This window comes from Crossiella sp. S99.2 (assembly GCF_023094165.1).
Lineage (GTDB): Bacteria > Actinomycetota > Actinomycetes > Mycobacteriales > Pseudonocardiaceae > Crossiella.
Genome location: NZ_JALMDK010000002.1, coordinates 875,809 through 891,503 on the forward strand (window position 1 = coordinate 875,809; position 15,695 = coordinate 891,503).

Sequence of the window (15,695 nt, forward strand, 5' to 3'; positions counted from 1 at the left end):
GCGTTCTTAGGCTGGTACGTGCTGGGGACCGTGGTCGGCGTAGTGCTGTTCGCCGCTGCCCTGCAGGGCCTGCTGCACACCGGGCAGGGGCGGACCGTGCTGACCGGCGAGGAGCTGATCGACGCGGTCGGCACGGTGTTGAGCACGCTGGGCGGGGTGTCGATCGTGCTGGTCCTGTTCGCCGTGTCGGCCGGGCGCACCGGGCCGGAGCGGTCCAGGGCACTGCGCAGGCGGGGTGTCGCGGTGGCGGTGGGGGCCGTCGTCTTCTTGGGTGGCGTGGTCTTCGTCCAGCTGTTCCTCTACGAGCAGCTGGGCCGGGAGATGCGCCGGAGTGTGCTGGTGGACGTGCCGGTGCTGGCGCCGATCGCGCTGCTGCTCGCGGGGCTGTTGGCCGGCGTGCTGATGAGCTGGGCCGGGGTGCGGGCGCATCGCCGGGTCCAGGCGGAGCGGGCGGCGAACGTGCAGCCGAGCCAGTACTGGCTGGACGTGCCGCGTTGAGCGGGGTGGGGGCGGCGGAACCGCCCCCACCGTCGGCTCAGACGCCGGTCGGGTGCCAGACCGTCTTGTGCTCCAGGAAACCGCGCAGCCGGCTGATGTCCGGGGTGGCGGTCCAGTCCGGTTCCTTGGCCGGGGCGCGCAGCACGCGCTTGACCGTGCCCGCGGCCGAGCGTTCCAGGTCGGCCCTGGCCGCCACCGGCACGCCGGTGGGGTCGATCGCGTTCACGTCGGCGTGCTCGGCCAGCCACGGGGAGAGTTCCGCTGCCTTGCCGGTGAGCAGGTTGACCACGCCGCCGGGCAGGTCGGAGGTGGCCAGCACCTCGGACAGGGTGATCGCGGGCAGCGGGCGGTCCTCGCTGGTGACCACCACGCAGGTGTTGCCCGCGGCGATCACCGGGGCGACCACGCTGACCAGGCCCAGCAGCGAGGATGCCTGCGGGGCGAAGACCGCGACCACGCCGGTGGGCTCGGGGGTGGTGAAGGAGAAGTACGGGCCCGCCACCGGGTTGGCCGAGCCGAGCACGGTGGCCAGCTTGTCCGTCCAGCCCGCGTACCAGACCCAGCGGTCCACCGCGGCGTCCACCAGGGTCTCCGCCTTCTTGGCGGCGATGCCTTCGGCGGTGGCCACCTCGGCGATGAACTGCTCCCGGCGGCCCTCCAGCATCTCGGCCACCCGGTAGAGCACCTGGCCGCGGTTGTACGCGGTGGCGCCGGACCACTTGGCGAAGGCCGACCGGGCCGCGCCCACGGCGTCCCGCGCGTCCTTGCGCGAGGCCAGGGACGCGTTGGCGAGGAACTTCCCGCGTGCGTCGTTCACCGGGTACACCCGTCCGGACTCGGAGCGGGGGAACTTCCCGCCCACGTACAGCTTGTAGGTCTTGGCCACGCTGATCCGCTCAGACATCGAGGTACGCCTCCAGACCCGCCCGGCCGCCCTCGCGGCCGAAGCCCGACTCGCCGAACCCGCCGAAGGGCGCGGTCGGGTCGAACCGGTTGAACGTGTTGGCCCACACCACACCGGCCCGTAGTTGCTCGGCCATCCACAGGATGCGCGAGCCCTTCTCGGTCCAGATCCCGGCGGAGAGCCCGTACGGAGTGTTGTTGGCCTTGGCCACCGCTTCGGCCGGGGTGCGGAAGGTCAGCACCGACAGCACCGGCCCGAAGATCTCCTCGCGGGCGATCCGCATGGCCTGCTGCACGCCGGAGAACACCGTGGGCGCGAAGTAGAAACCCTTGTCCGGCACCGGGCACGGGCTGGTCCAGCGCTCCGCGCCGTCGGCGTCACCGGAGGCCACCAGCTCGCGGATCCGGTCCAGCTGCGGCTTGGAGTTGATCGCGCCGATGTCGGTGTTCTTGTCCAGCGGGTCGCCGAGGCGCAGCGTGGACACCCTGGCCCGCAGCTTGGCCATCAGCTCCTCGGCGATGGACTCCTGCACCAGCAGCCGGGAGCCCGCGCAGCAGACGTGGCCCTGGTTGAAGAAGATGCCGTTGACGATGCCCTCGACCGCCTGGTCCAGCGGCGCGTCGTCGAAGACCACGTTGGCTGCCTTGCCGCCCAGCTCCAGGGTCAGCTTCTTCCCGGTGCCGGCCAGGGACTTCTGGATCAGCTTGCCGACGTCGGTGGAGCCGGTGAAGGCCACCTTGTCGATGCCGCCGTGGTTGACCAGCTCGCTGCCGACGTCACCGGCGCCGGGCAGGATGTTGACTACCCCGGCGGGCAGTCCGGCCTGCTGGCAGATCTCGGCGAAGACCAGCGCGGTCAGCGGGGTGGTCTCGGCAGGCTTGAGCACCACGGTGTTGCCGCAGGCCAGCGCGGGCGCGATCTTCCAGGCCAGCATCAGCAGCGGGAAGTTCCACGGGATGACCTGACCGGCCACGCCCAGCGGCTTGGGGTCCGGTCCGTATCCGGCGTAGCCGAGCTTGTCCGCCCAGCCCGCGTGGTGGAAGAAGTGCGCGGCCGCGGTCGGGATGTCGACGTCCCGCGATTCCTTGATCGGCTTGCCGTTGTCCAGGGTCTCCAGCACCGCCAGCTCGCGGCCGCGTTCCTGCATGATCCGCGCGATCCGGAACAGGTACTTGGCCCGCTCGGCGCCGGGCATCCGGCCCCACACCTTGTCGTAGGCGCGCCGGGCCGCCTTGACCGCCTTGTCCACATCGGCCGGCGCGGCGGTGCTCACCTCGGCGAGCACCTCCTCGGTGGCCGGGTTCACCGTCTTGAGCGGCTCGCCCTCGCCGTCGACGAAGGCGCCGTCGACGAACATCTGGTAGTTCGCCTTGAGGTTGGCGATCGCCCTGGACTCCGGGGCCGGGGCGTACTCCCACACGGGATTGCTCATGGTCAGTCCACCGTCACGTAGTCGGGGCCGCTGTAGTGGCCCTCAAGCTGGGTCCGCCGCTGCATCAGCAGATCGTTGAGCAGGCTGGAGGCGCCGAACCGGAACAGCGTGTTGGTCAGCCATTCCGGGCCGGCGACCTCGTGCACCGCGACCAGGTACCGGATGGCGTCCTTGGTGGTGCGGATGCCGCCCGCGGGCTTGACCCCGCGCAGCTCGCCGGTCTGGTCCTTCCAGTCCCGCACCGCCTGCAGCATCAGGTGCGTGGTGGGCAGGGTGGCCGCGGGGGAGACCTTGCCGGTGGAGGTCTTGATGAAGTCGCCACCGGCCAGCAGCGCCAGCCAGGACGCGCGCCGGATGTTGTCGTAGGTGGCCAGCTCGCCGGTCTCCAGGATGACCTTGAGGTGCGCCGAGCCGCAGGCCGCCTTGACCGCCTTGATCTCGTCGAAGACCTGGCCGTAGCGCCCGGAGAGGAACGCGCCCCGGTCGATCACCATGTCGATCTCGGTCGCGCCGGCCTGCACCGCCAGTTCGGTGTCGGCCAGCTTCACCGCGCGGTTGGACCGGCCGGAGGGGAAGGCGGTGGCCACGCTGGCGATGCCGACCCCACTGTCACCCAGCGCCTCGACCGCGGTGGCCACCAGGTCGGGGTACACGCAGATGGCGCCGACCCTGGGCACCTCCGGGTACTCCGGATCGGGCCTGCGGGCCTTCGCGCACAGGGTGCGCACCTTGCCCTGGGTGTCCGCGCCCTCCAGCGTGGTCAGATCGACCATGCTGATGGCGGTGTCGATGGCCCAGAGCTTGGATGCCTTCTTGATGCTCCGGGTGGCCAGGGTCGCGGCGCGCTGTTCGAGTCCGACCGCGTCGACGCCGGGCAGGCCGTGCAGGAACCGGCGCAGTGCGGTGTCGTCCCTGGTCGCGTCGGCCAGTTCAGGAGGGAGCGCCGGTCCACCGGAGGGGGCGGGTACGCCCGGTCCGGCAGCCGTCGCCGATGACGGTGCAGCCATGCGCCAGAGTCTAGGGTCGTGACCCGGCTCACCCGGTAATCCATCCACAACCGGCAGTTCAAGACCCAAATGGCCTACCGCGCTACCGTCTTCGACCATGGACGTTCTCGTCGTCGAACACCCGCTGGCCCGCGCCCGTCTGACCACCATGCGCGACGCGAGGACCGACAGCGCCGCCTTCCGCGCCGCGCTCCAGGAACTCACCCAGATGCTGATCTACGAGGCGATGCGGGCGGCGCCGGTCGCGGTGGAGCGCATCCACACCCCGGTGGCCCGCACCGACGGTTTCCGGCTGGCCAACCCGCCGCTGCTGGTGCCGGTGCTGCGGGCCGGGCTGGGCATGGCCGACCAGGCGCACAACCTGATCCCGGACGCCCAGATGGGTTTCGTCGGGCTGGCCCGCGACGAGCAGACGCTGCAGCCGACCCCGTATCTGGAGTCGCTGCCCGCGGACCTGGCCGGGCGCCCGGTGCTGGTGCTGGACCCGATGCTGGCCACCGGCGGCTCGATGATCTACACGATCCGGCTGCTGGTGGACCGGGGCGCCACCGACATCACCGCGGTCTGCGTGCTGGCCGCGCCGGAAGGGGTGGAAAAACTCGCCTCCGCGGGCCTTCCGGTGCGGGTGGTCACCGCCAGCGTGGACGAACGGCTCAATGACTCCGGGTTCATCGTGCCCGGCCTCGGCGATGCCGGGGACCGCCTCTACGGGGCGGTGTAACCGCAGCTCCCAGCCGGTCAACCCGCCGAAGGGCCTCCTCGCGACAGTCGCGCGGAGGCCCTTTGACTTAGTCCGTTCGTGGGTCCGTTTGGACCAGTGCACACATGTCCGGTTGGCCCAAACGGTTGGGGTTGAACGACATTCGCGTTTTGCTAGGCCGAACGAGTGACTGATTGGTCTAGACCTTGACGTTCTGTGGTCTGAACCACATGGTGATTGCAAGCGCGGGAACACCGCGCAAGCACCACCTGAGTTTCGCCGCCGCCTCGCACGTGCTCCATCCACGCCATGGGTCCGCCAACCCAGGGAGCCCTGAAGAGATGAGGTCGCGATGGCTGCCGCAGATCGCCGTACCCGCGTCAAGACTCCCTGTGCCCGGCTGACCGAGGTAACCGGCTTCCGGCCGGCTCCGGAGTGCCGTTAGTCCTCCGGAGCCCGGCCGGTTTCACGCACCTCCAGTCTCACCCCCCTGCTGTGCCTTTCGCTCCTGACGCGAGGAGAGACATGCCCATCCGCCGATGGCGTGCCACCGCGATGCTGACCGCCCTGCTGCTCACCCTGGTGGGCCTGGCCGCCCTGCCCGCTCACGCGGCGACCGGGGTGACCGCGAAGTTCACCAAGACCTCCGGCTGGGACACCGGCTACGAGGGCAGGTTCACCGTCACCAACAACGGCCCGGCCTCGATCGCGAGCTGGACCGTGGAGTTCGACCTGCCGACCGGTCAGCGGCTCGGTTCGCTGTGGGAGGCCACGCACACCGTCAGCGGCCAGCACGTGACCGCGAAAAGCCAGTCCTGGAACGGGAATCTGGCCGCCGGCCAGTCCGCGAGCTTCGGTTTCGGCGTCCAGTTCACCGGCGCCTACGCCGACCCGTCCGGCTGCAAGGTCAACGGCGCCTCCTGTGACGGCGGCAGCAGCGAACCCGACACCCAGGCGCCCAGCGCGCCCGGTCAGCCCGCGGTCACCAGCGTCAGCAGCTCCAGCATCTCGCTGAGCTGGCCTGCCAGCACCGACAACGTCGGCGTCACCGGCTACGAGATCCTCGGCGCCAGTGGCGTGGTCGCCACCGCGACCGGCGCCTCGGTCACCGTGACTGGCCTGACCGCGGACACCTCCTACAGCTTCACCGTGCGGGCCAAGGACGCCGCCGGGAACACCTCCGCGGCCAGCCCCTCGGTCAGCGGCAAGACCGCCACCGGCGGCGGCGACCCTGGCCCCGGGGGCAACCGCAAGGTCGGCTACTACACCCAGTGGAGCGTCTACGACCGCGCCTACCACGTGAAGAACCTGGACACCTCCGGCACCGCGGCCCGGCTGACCCACCTCAACTACGCCTTCGGCAACGTCAACGCCGAGGGCAAGTGCTTCCAGGTCAACCAGGCGGGCCAGGGCGACTCCTGGGCCGACTACCAGCGCAGGCTGCCAGCCGAGCAGGCCGTCGACGGCGTCGCCGACGTCTACAACCAGCCCCTGGCGGGCAACCTGAACCAGCTCAAGAAGCTCAAGGCCAAGTACCCGAACCTGCGGGTGCTGATCAGCCTGGGCGGCTGGACCTGGTCCAAGTACTTCTCCAACGCCGCGCTCACCGACGCCTCCCGCAAGGCCCACGTCAGCTCCTGCATCGACATGTGGATCAAGGGCAACCTGCCGGTCATGGGCGGCGACCCGCAGGGCGGACCGGGCTCCGGCGCCGGCATCTTCGACGGCGTCGACCTGGACTGGGAGTGGCCCGGCTCCGAGGGCAACACCGGCAACATCGTGCGGCCCGAGGACAAGCGCAACTTCACCCTGCTGGCCGCGGAGTACCGGACCCAGCTGGCCGCGCTCGGCGCGAGCACCGGCAAGAAGTACGACCTGACCGCGTTCCTGCCCGCCGACCCGCGCAAGGTCGACGCCGGGTTCGAGGTCGGCGAGGTCGTGAAGAACCTGACCTTCGGCAACGTCCAGGGCTATGACTTCCACGGTGGCTGGGAGAAGGTGGCCAATCAGCAGTCCTCGGTCAAGCTCCCCGCGGGCGACCCCAGCCCGACCGCCTACTCCGACGAGATCGCGGTGGACGCCTGGCTCAGCCGGGGCGCGCCCGCGAACTGGGTGGTGCTCGGCGTGCCCTTCTACAGCCGGGGCTGGACCGGGGTGACGAATGCCAACAACGGTCTCTTCCAGGCCGCAACCGGTCCCGCGCCGGGCACCTTCGAGGCCGGCATCGAGGACTACAAGAAGATCAAGAACCTGATCGCTTCCGGCTACACGGTGCACCGCGACACCACCGCGGGACACGCCTGGCTGTTCAACGGCAGCACCTTCTGGACCTTCGACGATGCCACCGAGATCACCAGGAAGGTCAACTGGGCCAAGAGCAAGGGCCTGGGCGGCGCGATGATCTGGTCCCTGGACGGCGACACCGCGGACGGTGAGCTGATCAAGGCCCTGGCCACCGCGCTCGGATAGGAAAACCACGGTCGCGGCCCGGGAATCCCTGCCCCCGGGCCGCGACCACCCTCCGGAATCAAGGAGAAGTGCTCGCAGATGAGGACCACTCAGCGCCGTGGCCGGATCGCCGCGGTCGTTGTCACCACCTTGGCCGGTCTCCTGGCATCACTGGGACCGGCAGCCGTGGCCGATGAGGCCGCGGCCGAGCACTGGGGGCAGTCCCAGCGCAGGGTCGGCTACTACACGCAGTGGAGCGCCAACCAGTTCGGCTACACCGTCAACAAGCTGGTCAGCTCCGGCACCGCGGGCAAGCTCAGCCACCTCAACTACGCCTTCGGCAACGTCAGCGAGGACGGCAAGTGCTTCGCCAGCAGCACCGCCGGACTCGGTGACGCCAAGGCCGACTACCAGCGGCTGCACACCGCGGCCGAATCGGTGGACGGGGTGGCGGACAAGCCGGAACAGGCCCTGGCCGGCAACTTCAACCAGATCCGCAAGCTGAAGAAGAAGTACCCCAACCTCAAGGTCAACATCAGCCTGGGCGGCTGGACCTGGTCCAGGTACTTCTCCAACGCGGTGCTCACCGAGGCCTCCCGCAAGGCGTTCGTGCAGAGCTGCGTGGATCTCTACCTCAAGGGCGACCTGCCCAAGCTGGACGGACTGGCCCAGGGCGGCCAGGGCGCGGCGGCCGGGCTGTTCGACGGCATCGACCTGGACTGGGAGTGGCCAGGCGCGGCGGGCGCGCCCGGCAACGTGGTCCGGCCCGAGGACAAGCAGAACTTCACCCTGGCGTTGGCCGAGTTCCGCAGGCAGTTCGCCGAACTGTCCTGGCGCACCGGCAAACGCTACGAGCTGACCGCCTTCCTGCCGGCAGGCGCGGGCACCCTGGACGCGGGCATCGAGGTGCCCAAGGTGTTCCGGCTGCTGGACTTCGCCACCATCCAGGGCTACGACATCCACGGCGCCTGGGACCCGGTGACCAACCACCAGTCCGCCATCCACGCCCCGGACAACGACCCCACGCCCGGCAAGCTCGACCTGGACCAGGTGATCAAGGACTACCTGGACCGCGGCGCGCCCCGGCGTTCGCTGGTGCTCGGCGTGCCCTTCTACGGGCGCGGCTGGACCGGCGTGACCGGCGGCGGCAACGGCCTGTTCCAGCCGGCCACCGGCTGCGCGCCCAGCACGCACGAATGCGGCTACCTGAACTACAACAAGATCAAGCAGCTGCCCGGCTTCACCCTGCACCGGGACCCGAAGGCGGCCACCGGCTGGCTCTACGACGGCGGCACGTTCTGGAACTTCGACGACCCCGTCTCCATCGGGGCGAAGACGCGCTACATCCGGCAGCAGAAGCTGGGTGGCGCCATGGTCTGGTCGCTGGACGGTGACACCGACAACGGTGAGCTGTTCTCGGCGATCCACAGAGGACTGTCCTAGACGGACAGTTCAGCGAGGCCCGGGGAACCGTTGGCGGCGGGGTGTCCCGGGCCTCGCGCCCTCTGTGTCAGGGTCGCCCCTGGCCAGCAGGGCTCTGTCAGTCGGACAGGGGCGCGAGCCAGCCGCGGGTGTGCGCGGCCATCGCCCGCCGGTAGTTCTGCTCCGCGTCCGGCCCGGACACCAGCCGCCCGGCCAGCTCCAGGCTGACCAGGCCGTGGGTCAGGCCCCAGGCCGAGTTGGCCAGCTCCTCCGCCGACTCCGCCGCGAACACGCCAGCCTCGATGCCCCGGCGCACCACCGCGAGCAGCGGCGCCAGGGTGCTCATCGCGGCCGCGATGGTCTCCTCGTCCGGCTCGAAGTCCAGTTCCAGTGAGCTGAACAGCACCGGGTACAGGTTCGGGTCGGCCAGTGCGGCCGCGCGGTAGGCCAGCCCGAGTTCGGTCAGGTCGTGCGCGGGGTCCGCGGTCACCGGCACCGCGGCCTGCCACCGCCCGAAGCGCCGGAACGCCTCCAGGTACAGCTCGCGCAGCAGCCCCGGCTTGCCGCCGAAGAGCGAGTAGACCGCGGTGGTGGAGGTGCCCACGTCCTGGGCGAGCCCGCGCAGACCCAGTGCGCCGGGGCCCTGGGCGGCCAGCAGTTGCCCGGCCCGGTCGAGCAGCTTCCCGCGCAGCGCTTCGTCGTGCGTCTTCGGTCGAGGCACCGCCCGATCGTACCGGAACACTGTTACGTAACCCGAATGGACGTATCTGACCTCTGGATACGGTGATACCAGATCGGTACCATCCCCCGCATGGCCATGACGCTGCGGCTGACCGAAGAGGAGAATCGGCAACTCGACGAGCTAGCCACCGTCGAGGGCCGCTCCAAACAGGAGATCGTGCGCCTGGCGCTGGCCGACCGGTGGTCCCGGTTGCACAAGGAGCAACAGCTCTCCGATGCGCTGGAACGTGTTCTTCCCCGCTATCGGGGATTGCTGGAAAGGCTCGGCTCGACCTGATTTTCTGGTATTCCCTGGCTAGTGATCACTTATCTGGATGCCAGCGACCTGCTCGTGCTGGCCACCGCGGTCACTGGGGGTGACCTTGTGGTGCGCGACGTCGGGCTGCTGGACTCCGCCGCGCACCGACCTCGTGCCGCCGTGCTCGGCGTCGAGGCGTACGCGACGCTCTGGTTGAAGGCTGCCGCTCTGCTCGATTCGATCGTGCGCACCCGTCCGCTGCTGGAAGGGAACTGGCGACTGGGCTGGGTTGCCGCGGTGACCCTATGTGACATCAACGGCTGGTGGATCGACGCCGACGAGGATGAGGCGCTCGACGTCGTCCGCGATCTGGGCCGCGGTCTGATCGAAGTTTCTGAAGTGGCAGACCGGTTTGAGGAGTGGGCCAGTCCCAAGGACGAGGACTGAGCGAAAACCCGTTCGTGGATCCGGGTTGACCTGGAGCGCACTCCAGCTCCTACCGTCGACGACGTGAGCTACTCCATCGCCCAGGCAGCCGAGCGCAGCGGATTGTCCGTGGACACCCTGCGGTACTACGAGCGCATCGGTTTGTTGGATCCGCCCGCCAGGGATTCCGGCGGGCGGCGGTCCTACTCCGATGACGACCTGGGCTGGCTGGGGTTCCTCACCAAACTCCGGCTGACCGGCATGCCCATCCGGATGATGCGGGAATATGCCCAGCTCCGGCACCGCGGCGCGGCCAGTTACGGCCGCCGCAAGGCGATCCTGACCGATCAGCGCGCCTCGGTGCGCGAGCGCATCGCCGAGCTGCAGGCCTGCCTGGAGATCCTGGACTACAAGATCGAGCACTACGACCAGATCGAGCAGCAGATGACCGCGGCCGATCTGATCCACGAGGAGGCAACAGCATGACCACCCTGCCCACCCGGAACATCGGTGCGTTGCAGGTCGGGGCCCAGGGCCTGGGCTGCATGGGGATGAGCGAGTTCTACGGCGAAACCGACGACGCCGCCTCGATCCAGGTGATCCACCGCGCGCTGGACCTCGGCGTGACCCTGCTGGACACCGCGGACGTCTACGGTCCGCACCGCAACGAGGAGCTGGTCGGCCGGGCCATCAAGGACCGGCGGGACCAGGTCACCCTGGCCACCAAGTTCGGCATCGTGCGCACCGCCGACCCGCACGAGCGCGGGGTCCGCGGCGACGCCGCCTACGTGCGGGAAGCCGCCGAGGCATCGCTGCGCAGGCTCGGCGTCGACCACATCGACCTGTACTACCTGCACCGGGTCGACCAGAAGGTCCCGATCGAGGAGACCGTGGGCGCGATGGCCGAGCTGGTGGCCGAGGGCAAGGTCCGCTACCTGGGCCTGTCCGAGGCGAGCGCGGCCACCCTGCGCCGGGCGCACGCGGTGCACCCGATCACCGCGCTGCAGACCGAATGGTCGCTGTGGACCCGCGACCTGGAGGCGGAGATCCTGCCGACCGCGCGGGAGCTGGGCATCGGGCTGGTCCCGTACTCCCCGCTCGGCCGCGGCTTCCTGACCGGGAAGTACGCCAGCACCAAGGACTTCGACGCGAACGACTTCCGGGTGATCGGCCAGCCCCGGTTCAGCGAGGAGAACCTGGCCCGCAACCTCGGCATCGTGCGCGCGCTGGAGGCCATCGCGGCCGAGCGGGGCGTGACCACCGGTCAGCTCGCCCTGGCCTGGGTGCAGTCCCGCGGCCAGGACGTGGTGCCGATCCCGGGCACCAAGCGGCTGAAGTACCTGGAGGAGAACATCGCCGCGGCCACGATCACCCTCACCGCCGAGGAGATCGCCACCGTCGAGGCCGCCGTGCCCGTCGAGGCCATCGCCGGCAACCGCTACCCCGACCAGGGCATGGCCATCCTCAACGGCTGACCGTCGAGTTGGCCCAACTCGTACGCCCACTTGGCCCAACTCGGCGTACGAGTTGGGCCAAGTGGGGCGTCAGGGGGCGGTGAGCAGGGTGGTGATGGCTTCGCGGACCTTGGCCAGGCGGGACTTGCCCTCGGCGCGGGCCTGGGGGAGGGCGTCGTGGCCGGTGACCGGGGTGACCACCTCCAGGTACGCCTTCACCTTGGGCTCGGTGCCGGAGGGGCGGATCAGCACCCGCAGGCCCTCGGCCCGCAGCACCAGCACATCCGCCTTGGGCTCCAGATCCGTCTGACTCACCTCGGTGCCGCCCAGTTCGGTGATCGGCGTGCCGCGGAACCGGCGCATGGTGGCGCCGATCAGCGCCAGGTCGGCCACCCGCAGCGACACCTGGTCGGTCAGGTGCAGCCCGTGTGCCACGGCCAGGTCGTCCAGCGCGTCCAGCAGGCCGCGGCCCTCGGCCTTGAGCGTGGCGGCCAGATCGCAGGCGAGCACGGCGGCGCTGATGCCGTCCTTGTCCCGCACGTAGTCCGGGTCCACGCAGTGACCCAGCGCCTCCTCGTAGGCATAGACCAGACCGGTGCCGTTGCCATCGCCCGCGCGCACCAGCCACTTGAAGCCGGTGAGCGTCTCGTCGTAGCGCGCGCCGTGCGCCTTGGCCACCGAGCGCAGCAGTTCCGAGGACACGATCGTGGTCGCCACCAACGGATCCGGGTGCGCCTGTCGGTCCAATGTGGACAGAACCTGGTTGCCGAGCAGCACGCCGGTCTCATCGCCGCGCAGCATCCGCCAGCCGTCCGGACCGCGCACACCCAGCGCGCACCGGTCCGCGTCCGGGTCCAGCGCGATCGCCAGATCGGCCTCGACCTCGGCGGCCAGCGCGAGCAGTTCGTCGGTGGCGCCCGGCTCCTCCGGGTTGGGGAAGGAGACGGTCGGGAAATCCGGGTCCGGGCTGGCCTGTGACTCGACCAGGTGCAGATCGGTGAAACCGGCCCGCCCCAACACTTCCAGCAAGGTCTCCGAGCCCACCCCGTGTAACGCGGTCACCGCGACCCGCAGCTCCCGCGCCTTCCCGCGCGGCAGGCCGGCCGCCCGGTCCGCGTAGGCCTCGATCAGGTCCTCGCCCACCGGCTGCCAGGCGGCGACCCTGGGCACCGAGACCGCGGCGGGCACCTGGGCGATGGCCGCCTCGATCTGCCGGTCCGCCGGCGGCACGATCTGCGCGCCCGCGTCCAGGTAGACCTTGTAACCGTTGTCCGCCTTCGGGTTGTGCGAGGCGGTCACCTGCACCCCGGCCACCGCGCCGATCGCGCGCACCGCGAAGGCCAGCACCGGGGTCGGCAGCGGCCGGGGCAGCACCCGCACGTCGAAGCCGGCGCCGGTGAGCACCTCGGCCACGTCGGAGCAGAAGTTCTCCGAGCCGTGCCGGGCGTCCCGGCCGACCACGACCAGCCCGCCGGAACGGCCCTGCGCCCGCAGGTACTCGGCCAGGCCGGCGGTGGTGCGCACCACGACCGAGCGGTTCATCCCGTTCGGCCCGGCCCGCAGCGGTCCGCGCAGGCCCGCGGTGCCGAACTGCAACGGCCCGGCCATCCGGTCGGCCAGCGCGGCCACCGCGGACTCATCGCCCGCCATCGCCGAGGCCAGCACCTTCTGCAGCTCCAGCCGGGCATCGGGGTCGACGTCATCGGCGATCCAGCGGAACGCGGCGTCGCGCAGCTCCGTGCCCAGCTTCGCCCGCGTCCCGGGTTCGTCCCTGCCCGCAGGACTCACGCCCGCTCCACGAGCTTCCGCAGCAGCTCGCCCATCTCGGTGGCCGCGGCCTTGCCCGCCTCCAGGACCTCGATGTGGTTGAGCGGCTCACCGGTGATGCCCGCGGCCAGGTTGGTCACCAGGGACAGCCCGAAGACCTCGGCCCCGGCGGCGCGGGCGGCGATGGCCTCCAGCACGGTGGACATGCCGACCAGGTCCGCGCCCATGGTGCGCAGCATCCGGATCTCGGCCGGGGTCTCGAAGTGCGGGCCTGGCAGCCCGGCGTAGACGCCCTCCTCCAGCGAGGAGTCGATCTCCTTGGCGATCCCGCGCAGCCGCGGCGAGTACAGGTCGGTGAGGTCGACGAACCTGGCGCCCACCAGCGGCGAGGCCGCGGTCAGGTTCAGGTGGTCGCTGATCAGCACCGGCTGGCCGACCCGCATGCCCTGGCGCAGGCCACCGGCGGCGTTGGTCAGCACCACCGTGGTGCAGCCGGCCGCGGTGGCCACCCGCACGCCGTGCACGGTCTGCGGGATGCCCCTGCCCTCGTAGTAGTGCGTGCGGCCGAGCAGCACCAGCACGTTCTTCTCGCCCACCCGGACCGAGCGGACGGTGCCGCCGTGGCCGGTCACGTTGGGCGCGACGAAACCGGGTAGTTCGCCGATGGGAACCTCGGCGACCGGCTCGCCGAGCACGTCGGCGGCCGGCCGCCAGCCGGAGCCCAGCACCAGGGCGATGTCGTGGGATGCGATGCCGGTTCGAGCGGCCAGTTCCGCGGCAGCGGCGGCGGCAGCCGCGTCGGGGTCCGCCGCGGGGCTCACGTTCAGAGCAGTGCTTGTCTCGGTCACACCAAGGACCCTAGCCAGCGGGGATGAAGCTGGCAGCCATCGGCCCGAACAGCTCCTTCTGCCCGGTGTCCTCGGACTCGGTGGGCACGGTGACCTGCACCACCCACAGATCCCGCACCTTGGGCAGTAGCAGCAGGTAGGTGGAGCGCCGGACCAGGTTGCTCTCGCCGACGTCGGGCTGCTTGGCCATGGACGTGAGCGGTCCGGGATCGGCAACCCGGTACAGCAACTCGACGGAGGCCTCCGGCGAATCCTGGGCCTTGGTCCCGGTCCGGGGCGGCGTCTCGTTGTAGCTGCCCTGGGGGCTGACCGCGTTGCGCGCCAGGTTGTTCAGGAAGTTCGTCAGCCGGAACTGCGGGTAGTAGTTGGCGAAGCGCTCGATCACCAGCTCCTGCCGTCCGTCCGCGGAGACGAAGCGCACCGCGGCGCTGACCGCGGGCGAGCCGACCCGCAGCTCGCGGAAGGTGGTCCAGTCCTTGGGCACGTTCACGGTGAACTCGCCGCCGGTGTCGTTGGGCGTGCTGCTGGCCCGTTCGGTGCGCGGCTCCAGACCCAGCACCGGCGACAACAGCCGCTCGGTGGTGCGGACGGGTTCGGTGGTGGGCAGCACGGGTTTGCCGCCGAGCACCCTGGCCAGCGCGAACCCGCCGCCGCTGGCGCCGGTGAACAGTACGAAGGCCAGCGCGGCGAGCAGCACCTTGCCCGCACGCGAGCGGCGTTTGGGCTCGCCCGCGCTGGTCAGGAACGGCAGCGGGCCGGGGTCGCTGGCCAGCAGCGCGGGCAGCACCCCGGAGCCGGGGGTGGGCGTGCGCGGTTGTTCCAGCAGTTCGGCGGACTCGGGCTGGAGTTCCTTGGGCTTCACCTCGAACAGGCGCTCGCCGGGTTCGGGCAGCAGCGGGTGCAGCAGCCTGCGCACCTCGGCCAGGGACATTCGGGAGCCGGTTTCCTTGGTCATCAGCCCGGCGATCACCGGATGCAGCGGGTGCCCGGTGTCGATCTGCGGCACCTCGCCGTGCACCACCTCGGTGACGGTGTCCAGCGGGTCGCCGTCGGCGTCATACGGCGGCCGCGCCTCCAGCGCCGCGAACAGCGTCGCGCCCAGTCCCCACAGGTCGGCCGAAGGGGTGGCCGGATCGCCGGAGGCCACCTCTGGCGAGATGAACGCGGGCGTGCCGAGCATGATCCCGGTGCTGGTCAGCGTGTGGTCGCTGACGCTGCGGGCGATGCCGAAGTCGGTGAGTTTGATCTGCCCGTCCACCCCGACCAGCACGTTGCCGGGTTTGACGTCGCGGTGGGTGACCCCGGCCCGGTGCGCGGCCTCCAGCGCGGCGGCCACCGCGTCGCCGATGGCCGCGGCCTGCGCGGTGGACAGCGGGCCCTGCTCGCGGACGAGTTCGGCCAGGCTGAGCGAGGGCAGCAGCTCCATCACCACGAACGGCTCGCCGTCCTGGCGGACCACGTCGTAGAGGGTGATCACGTTGGGGTGGGAGAGCACCGCGATGGCCCGCGCCTCACGCAGGGTCCGCTCGCGCAGCGCGTCCGCCTCCGGCACCGGGATGCCGGGGGGCAGCCGGACCTCCTTGACCGCGACCCGGCGGCCCAGCATCTCATCGTGCGCCGACCACACCGTGCCCATCGCGCCCCGGCCGAGCAGCCCGTTCAGCCGGTAGCGCTCGGCGATGCGGCGGACCGGCAAGTCCGGCTCGACCGGGACATCGGTCGGCCCGGGCTGGTCGGAGGGGGTGTCAGCGGGTGGCACAAGGTCCATTTTGCACGTTCGCCCGCTCGGCCGGACGCTGGCGCGCTCCGC

General features: G+C 70.6%; 15 protein-coding genes. 8 read left to right on the forward strand and 7 right to left on the reverse strand.

Features of this window, described 5'->3' with window-relative positions:
- Positions 1-18 precede the first annotated feature (18 nt).
- On the forward strand, positions 19-498 hold the full coding sequence (locus MZC64_RS10675; protein ID WP_247763277.1) for a hypothetical protein: 480 nt from the start codon (positions 19-21) through the stop codon (positions 496-498).
- Positions 499-535: 37 nt separating this feature from the next.
- Here MZC64_RS10675 and MZC64_RS10680 read toward each other — a convergent pair whose 3' ends face one another.
- From MZC64_RS10680 to deoC, 3 genes are read right to left on the reverse strand one after another with little or no spacing between them, the layout of a single operon-like run.
- On the reverse strand, positions 536-1,402 hold the full coding sequence (locus tag MZC64_RS10680) for an aldehyde dehydrogenase family protein (protein ID WP_247763278.1): 867 nt from the start codon (positions 1,400-1,402) through the stop codon (positions 536-538).
- Positions 1,395-2,834, reverse strand: a complete 1,440-nt coding sequence (locus MZC64_RS10685) for an aldehyde dehydrogenase family protein (RefSeq protein ID WP_247763279.1) — start codon at positions 2,832-2,834, stop codon at positions 1,395-1,397. The genes MZC64_RS10680 and MZC64_RS10685 overlap by 8 nt, the downstream gene beginning before the upstream one ends.
- Before the next feature lie 2 nt (positions 2,835-2,836).
- Positions 2,837-3,841 (reverse strand): deoxyribose-phosphate aldolase, encoded by a 1,005-nt coding sequence (gene deoC, locus MZC64_RS10690; RefSeq protein WP_185001641.1) that lies wholly within the window; start codon positions 3,839-3,841, stop codon positions 2,837-2,839.
- A 97-nt stretch (positions 3,842-3,938) separates the two neighbouring features.
- Here deoC and upp point away from each other — a divergent pair, with 97 nt between their 5' ends.
- The 3 genes from upp (at position 3,939) to MZC64_RS10705 (ending at position 8,432) form a co-directional block, all read left to right on the forward strand.
- A complete protein-coding gene (gene upp / locus MZC64_RS10695) occupies positions 3,939-4,562 on the forward strand; it encodes a uracil phosphoribosyltransferase (RefSeq protein ID WP_247763280.1) in 624 nt (207 codons plus the stop codon).
- A gap of 504 nt (positions 4,563-5,066) precedes the next feature.
- A complete protein-coding gene (locus MZC64_RS10700; RefSeq protein ID WP_247763281.1) occupies positions 5,067-7,010 on the forward strand; it encodes a glycoside hydrolase family 18 chitinase in 1,944 nt (647 codons plus the stop codon).
- 78 nt (positions 7,011-7,088) lie between these two features.
- Complete coding sequence (locus MZC64_RS10705; protein ID WP_247763282.1) at positions 7,089-8,432, forward strand: glycoside hydrolase family 18 protein; 1,344 nt, start codon at positions 7,089-7,091, stop codon at positions 8,430-8,432.
- Between the two features lie 97 nt (positions 8,433-8,529).
- Here MZC64_RS10705 and MZC64_RS10710 read toward each other — a convergent pair whose 3' ends face one another.
- A complete protein-coding gene (locus MZC64_RS10710) occupies positions 8,530-9,132 on the reverse strand; it encodes a TetR/AcrR family transcriptional regulator (RefSeq protein WP_247763283.1) in 603 nt (200 codons plus the stop codon).
- 90 nt (positions 9,133-9,222) lie between these two features.
- Between MZC64_RS10710 and MZC64_RS10715 the strand changes: the two genes are divergently transcribed.
- The 4 genes from MZC64_RS10715 (at position 9,223) to MZC64_RS10730 (ending at position 11,291) form a co-directional block, all read left to right on the forward strand.
- Entirely contained in the window at positions 9,223-9,429 is a 207-nt protein-coding gene (locus tag MZC64_RS10715; RefSeq protein ID WP_185001644.1) for a ribbon-helix-helix protein, CopG family, read from the forward strand.
- Positions 9,430-9,450: 21 nt separating this feature from the next.
- Positions 9,451-9,837: a Fic family protein gene (locus tag MZC64_RS10720; RefSeq protein WP_185001645.1), complete on the forward strand. Its 387-nt coding sequence runs from the start codon at positions 9,451-9,453 to the stop codon at positions 9,835-9,837.
- Positions 9,838-9,900: 63 nt separating this feature from the next.
- Positions 9,901-10,302, forward strand: coding sequence for a MerR family transcriptional regulator (locus tag MZC64_RS10725; RefSeq protein ID WP_247763284.1), 402 nt, complete (start codon positions 9,901-9,903; stop codon positions 10,300-10,302).
- Complete coding sequence (locus tag MZC64_RS10730; RefSeq protein ID WP_247763285.1) at positions 10,299-11,291, forward strand: aldo/keto reductase; 993 nt, start codon at positions 10,299-10,301, stop codon at positions 11,289-11,291. The genes MZC64_RS10725 and MZC64_RS10730 overlap by 4 nt, the downstream gene beginning before the upstream one ends.
- Before the next feature lie 69 nt (positions 11,292-11,360).
- Here the strand turns inward: MZC64_RS10730 and MZC64_RS10735 are convergent, their stop codons facing one another.
- The 3 genes from MZC64_RS10735 to MZC64_RS10745 are packed head-to-tail and all read right to left on the reverse strand — an operon-like array spanning position 11,361 to position 15,644.
- Complete coding sequence (locus MZC64_RS10735) at positions 11,361-13,058, reverse strand: phospho-sugar mutase (protein WP_247763286.1); 1,698 nt, start codon at positions 13,056-13,058, stop codon at positions 11,361-11,363.
- Positions 13,055-13,858, reverse strand: coding sequence for a purine-nucleoside phosphorylase (locus MZC64_RS10740; protein ID WP_247763384.1), 804 nt, complete (start codon positions 13,856-13,858; stop codon positions 13,055-13,057). Before MZC64_RS10740 ends, MZC64_RS10735 begins: the two co-directional genes overlap by 4 nt.
- Before the next feature lie 37 nt (positions 13,859-13,895).
- Positions 13,896-15,644: a serine/threonine-protein kinase gene (locus MZC64_RS10745; protein ID WP_308300984.1), complete on the reverse strand. Its 1,749-nt coding sequence runs from the start codon at positions 15,642-15,644 to the stop codon at positions 13,896-13,898.
- Between the last annotated feature and the right edge of the window lie 51 nt (positions 15,645-15,695).

Excerpts from the sequence above, each read along its gene's own strand:
- MZC64_RS10680 (WP_247763278.1), bottom strand. The coding sequence starts at position 1,402 with ATGTCTGAGCGGATCAGCGTGGCCAAGACCTACAAGCTGTACGTGGGC.
- MZC64_RS10685 (WP_247763279.1), bottom strand. The coding sequence starts at position 2,834 with ATGAGCAATCCCGTGTGGGAGTACGCCCCGGCCCCGGAGTCCAGGGCG.
- deoC (WP_185001641.1), bottom strand. The coding sequence starts at position 3,841 with ATGGCTGCACCGTCATCGGCGACGGCTGCCGGACCGGGCGTACCCGCC.
- upp (WP_247763280.1), top strand. The coding sequence starts at position 3,939 with ATGGACGTTCTCGTCGTCGAACACCCGCTGGCCCGCGCCCGTCTGACC.
- MZC64_RS10700 (WP_247763281.1), top strand. The coding sequence starts at position 5,067 with ATGCCCATCCGCCGATGGCGTGCCACCGCGATGCTGACCGCCCTGCTG.
- MZC64_RS10705 (WP_247763282.1), top strand. The coding sequence starts at position 7,089 with ATGAGGACCACTCAGCGCCGTGGCCGGATCGCCGCGGTCGTTGTCACC.
- MZC64_RS10715 (WP_185001644.1), top strand. The coding sequence starts at position 9,223 with ATGGCCATGACGCTGCGGCTGACCGAAGAGGAGAATCGGCAACTCGAC.
- MZC64_RS10730 (WP_247763285.1), top strand. The coding sequence starts at position 10,299 with ATGACCACCCTGCCCACCCGGAACATCGGTGCGTTGCAGGTCGGGGCC.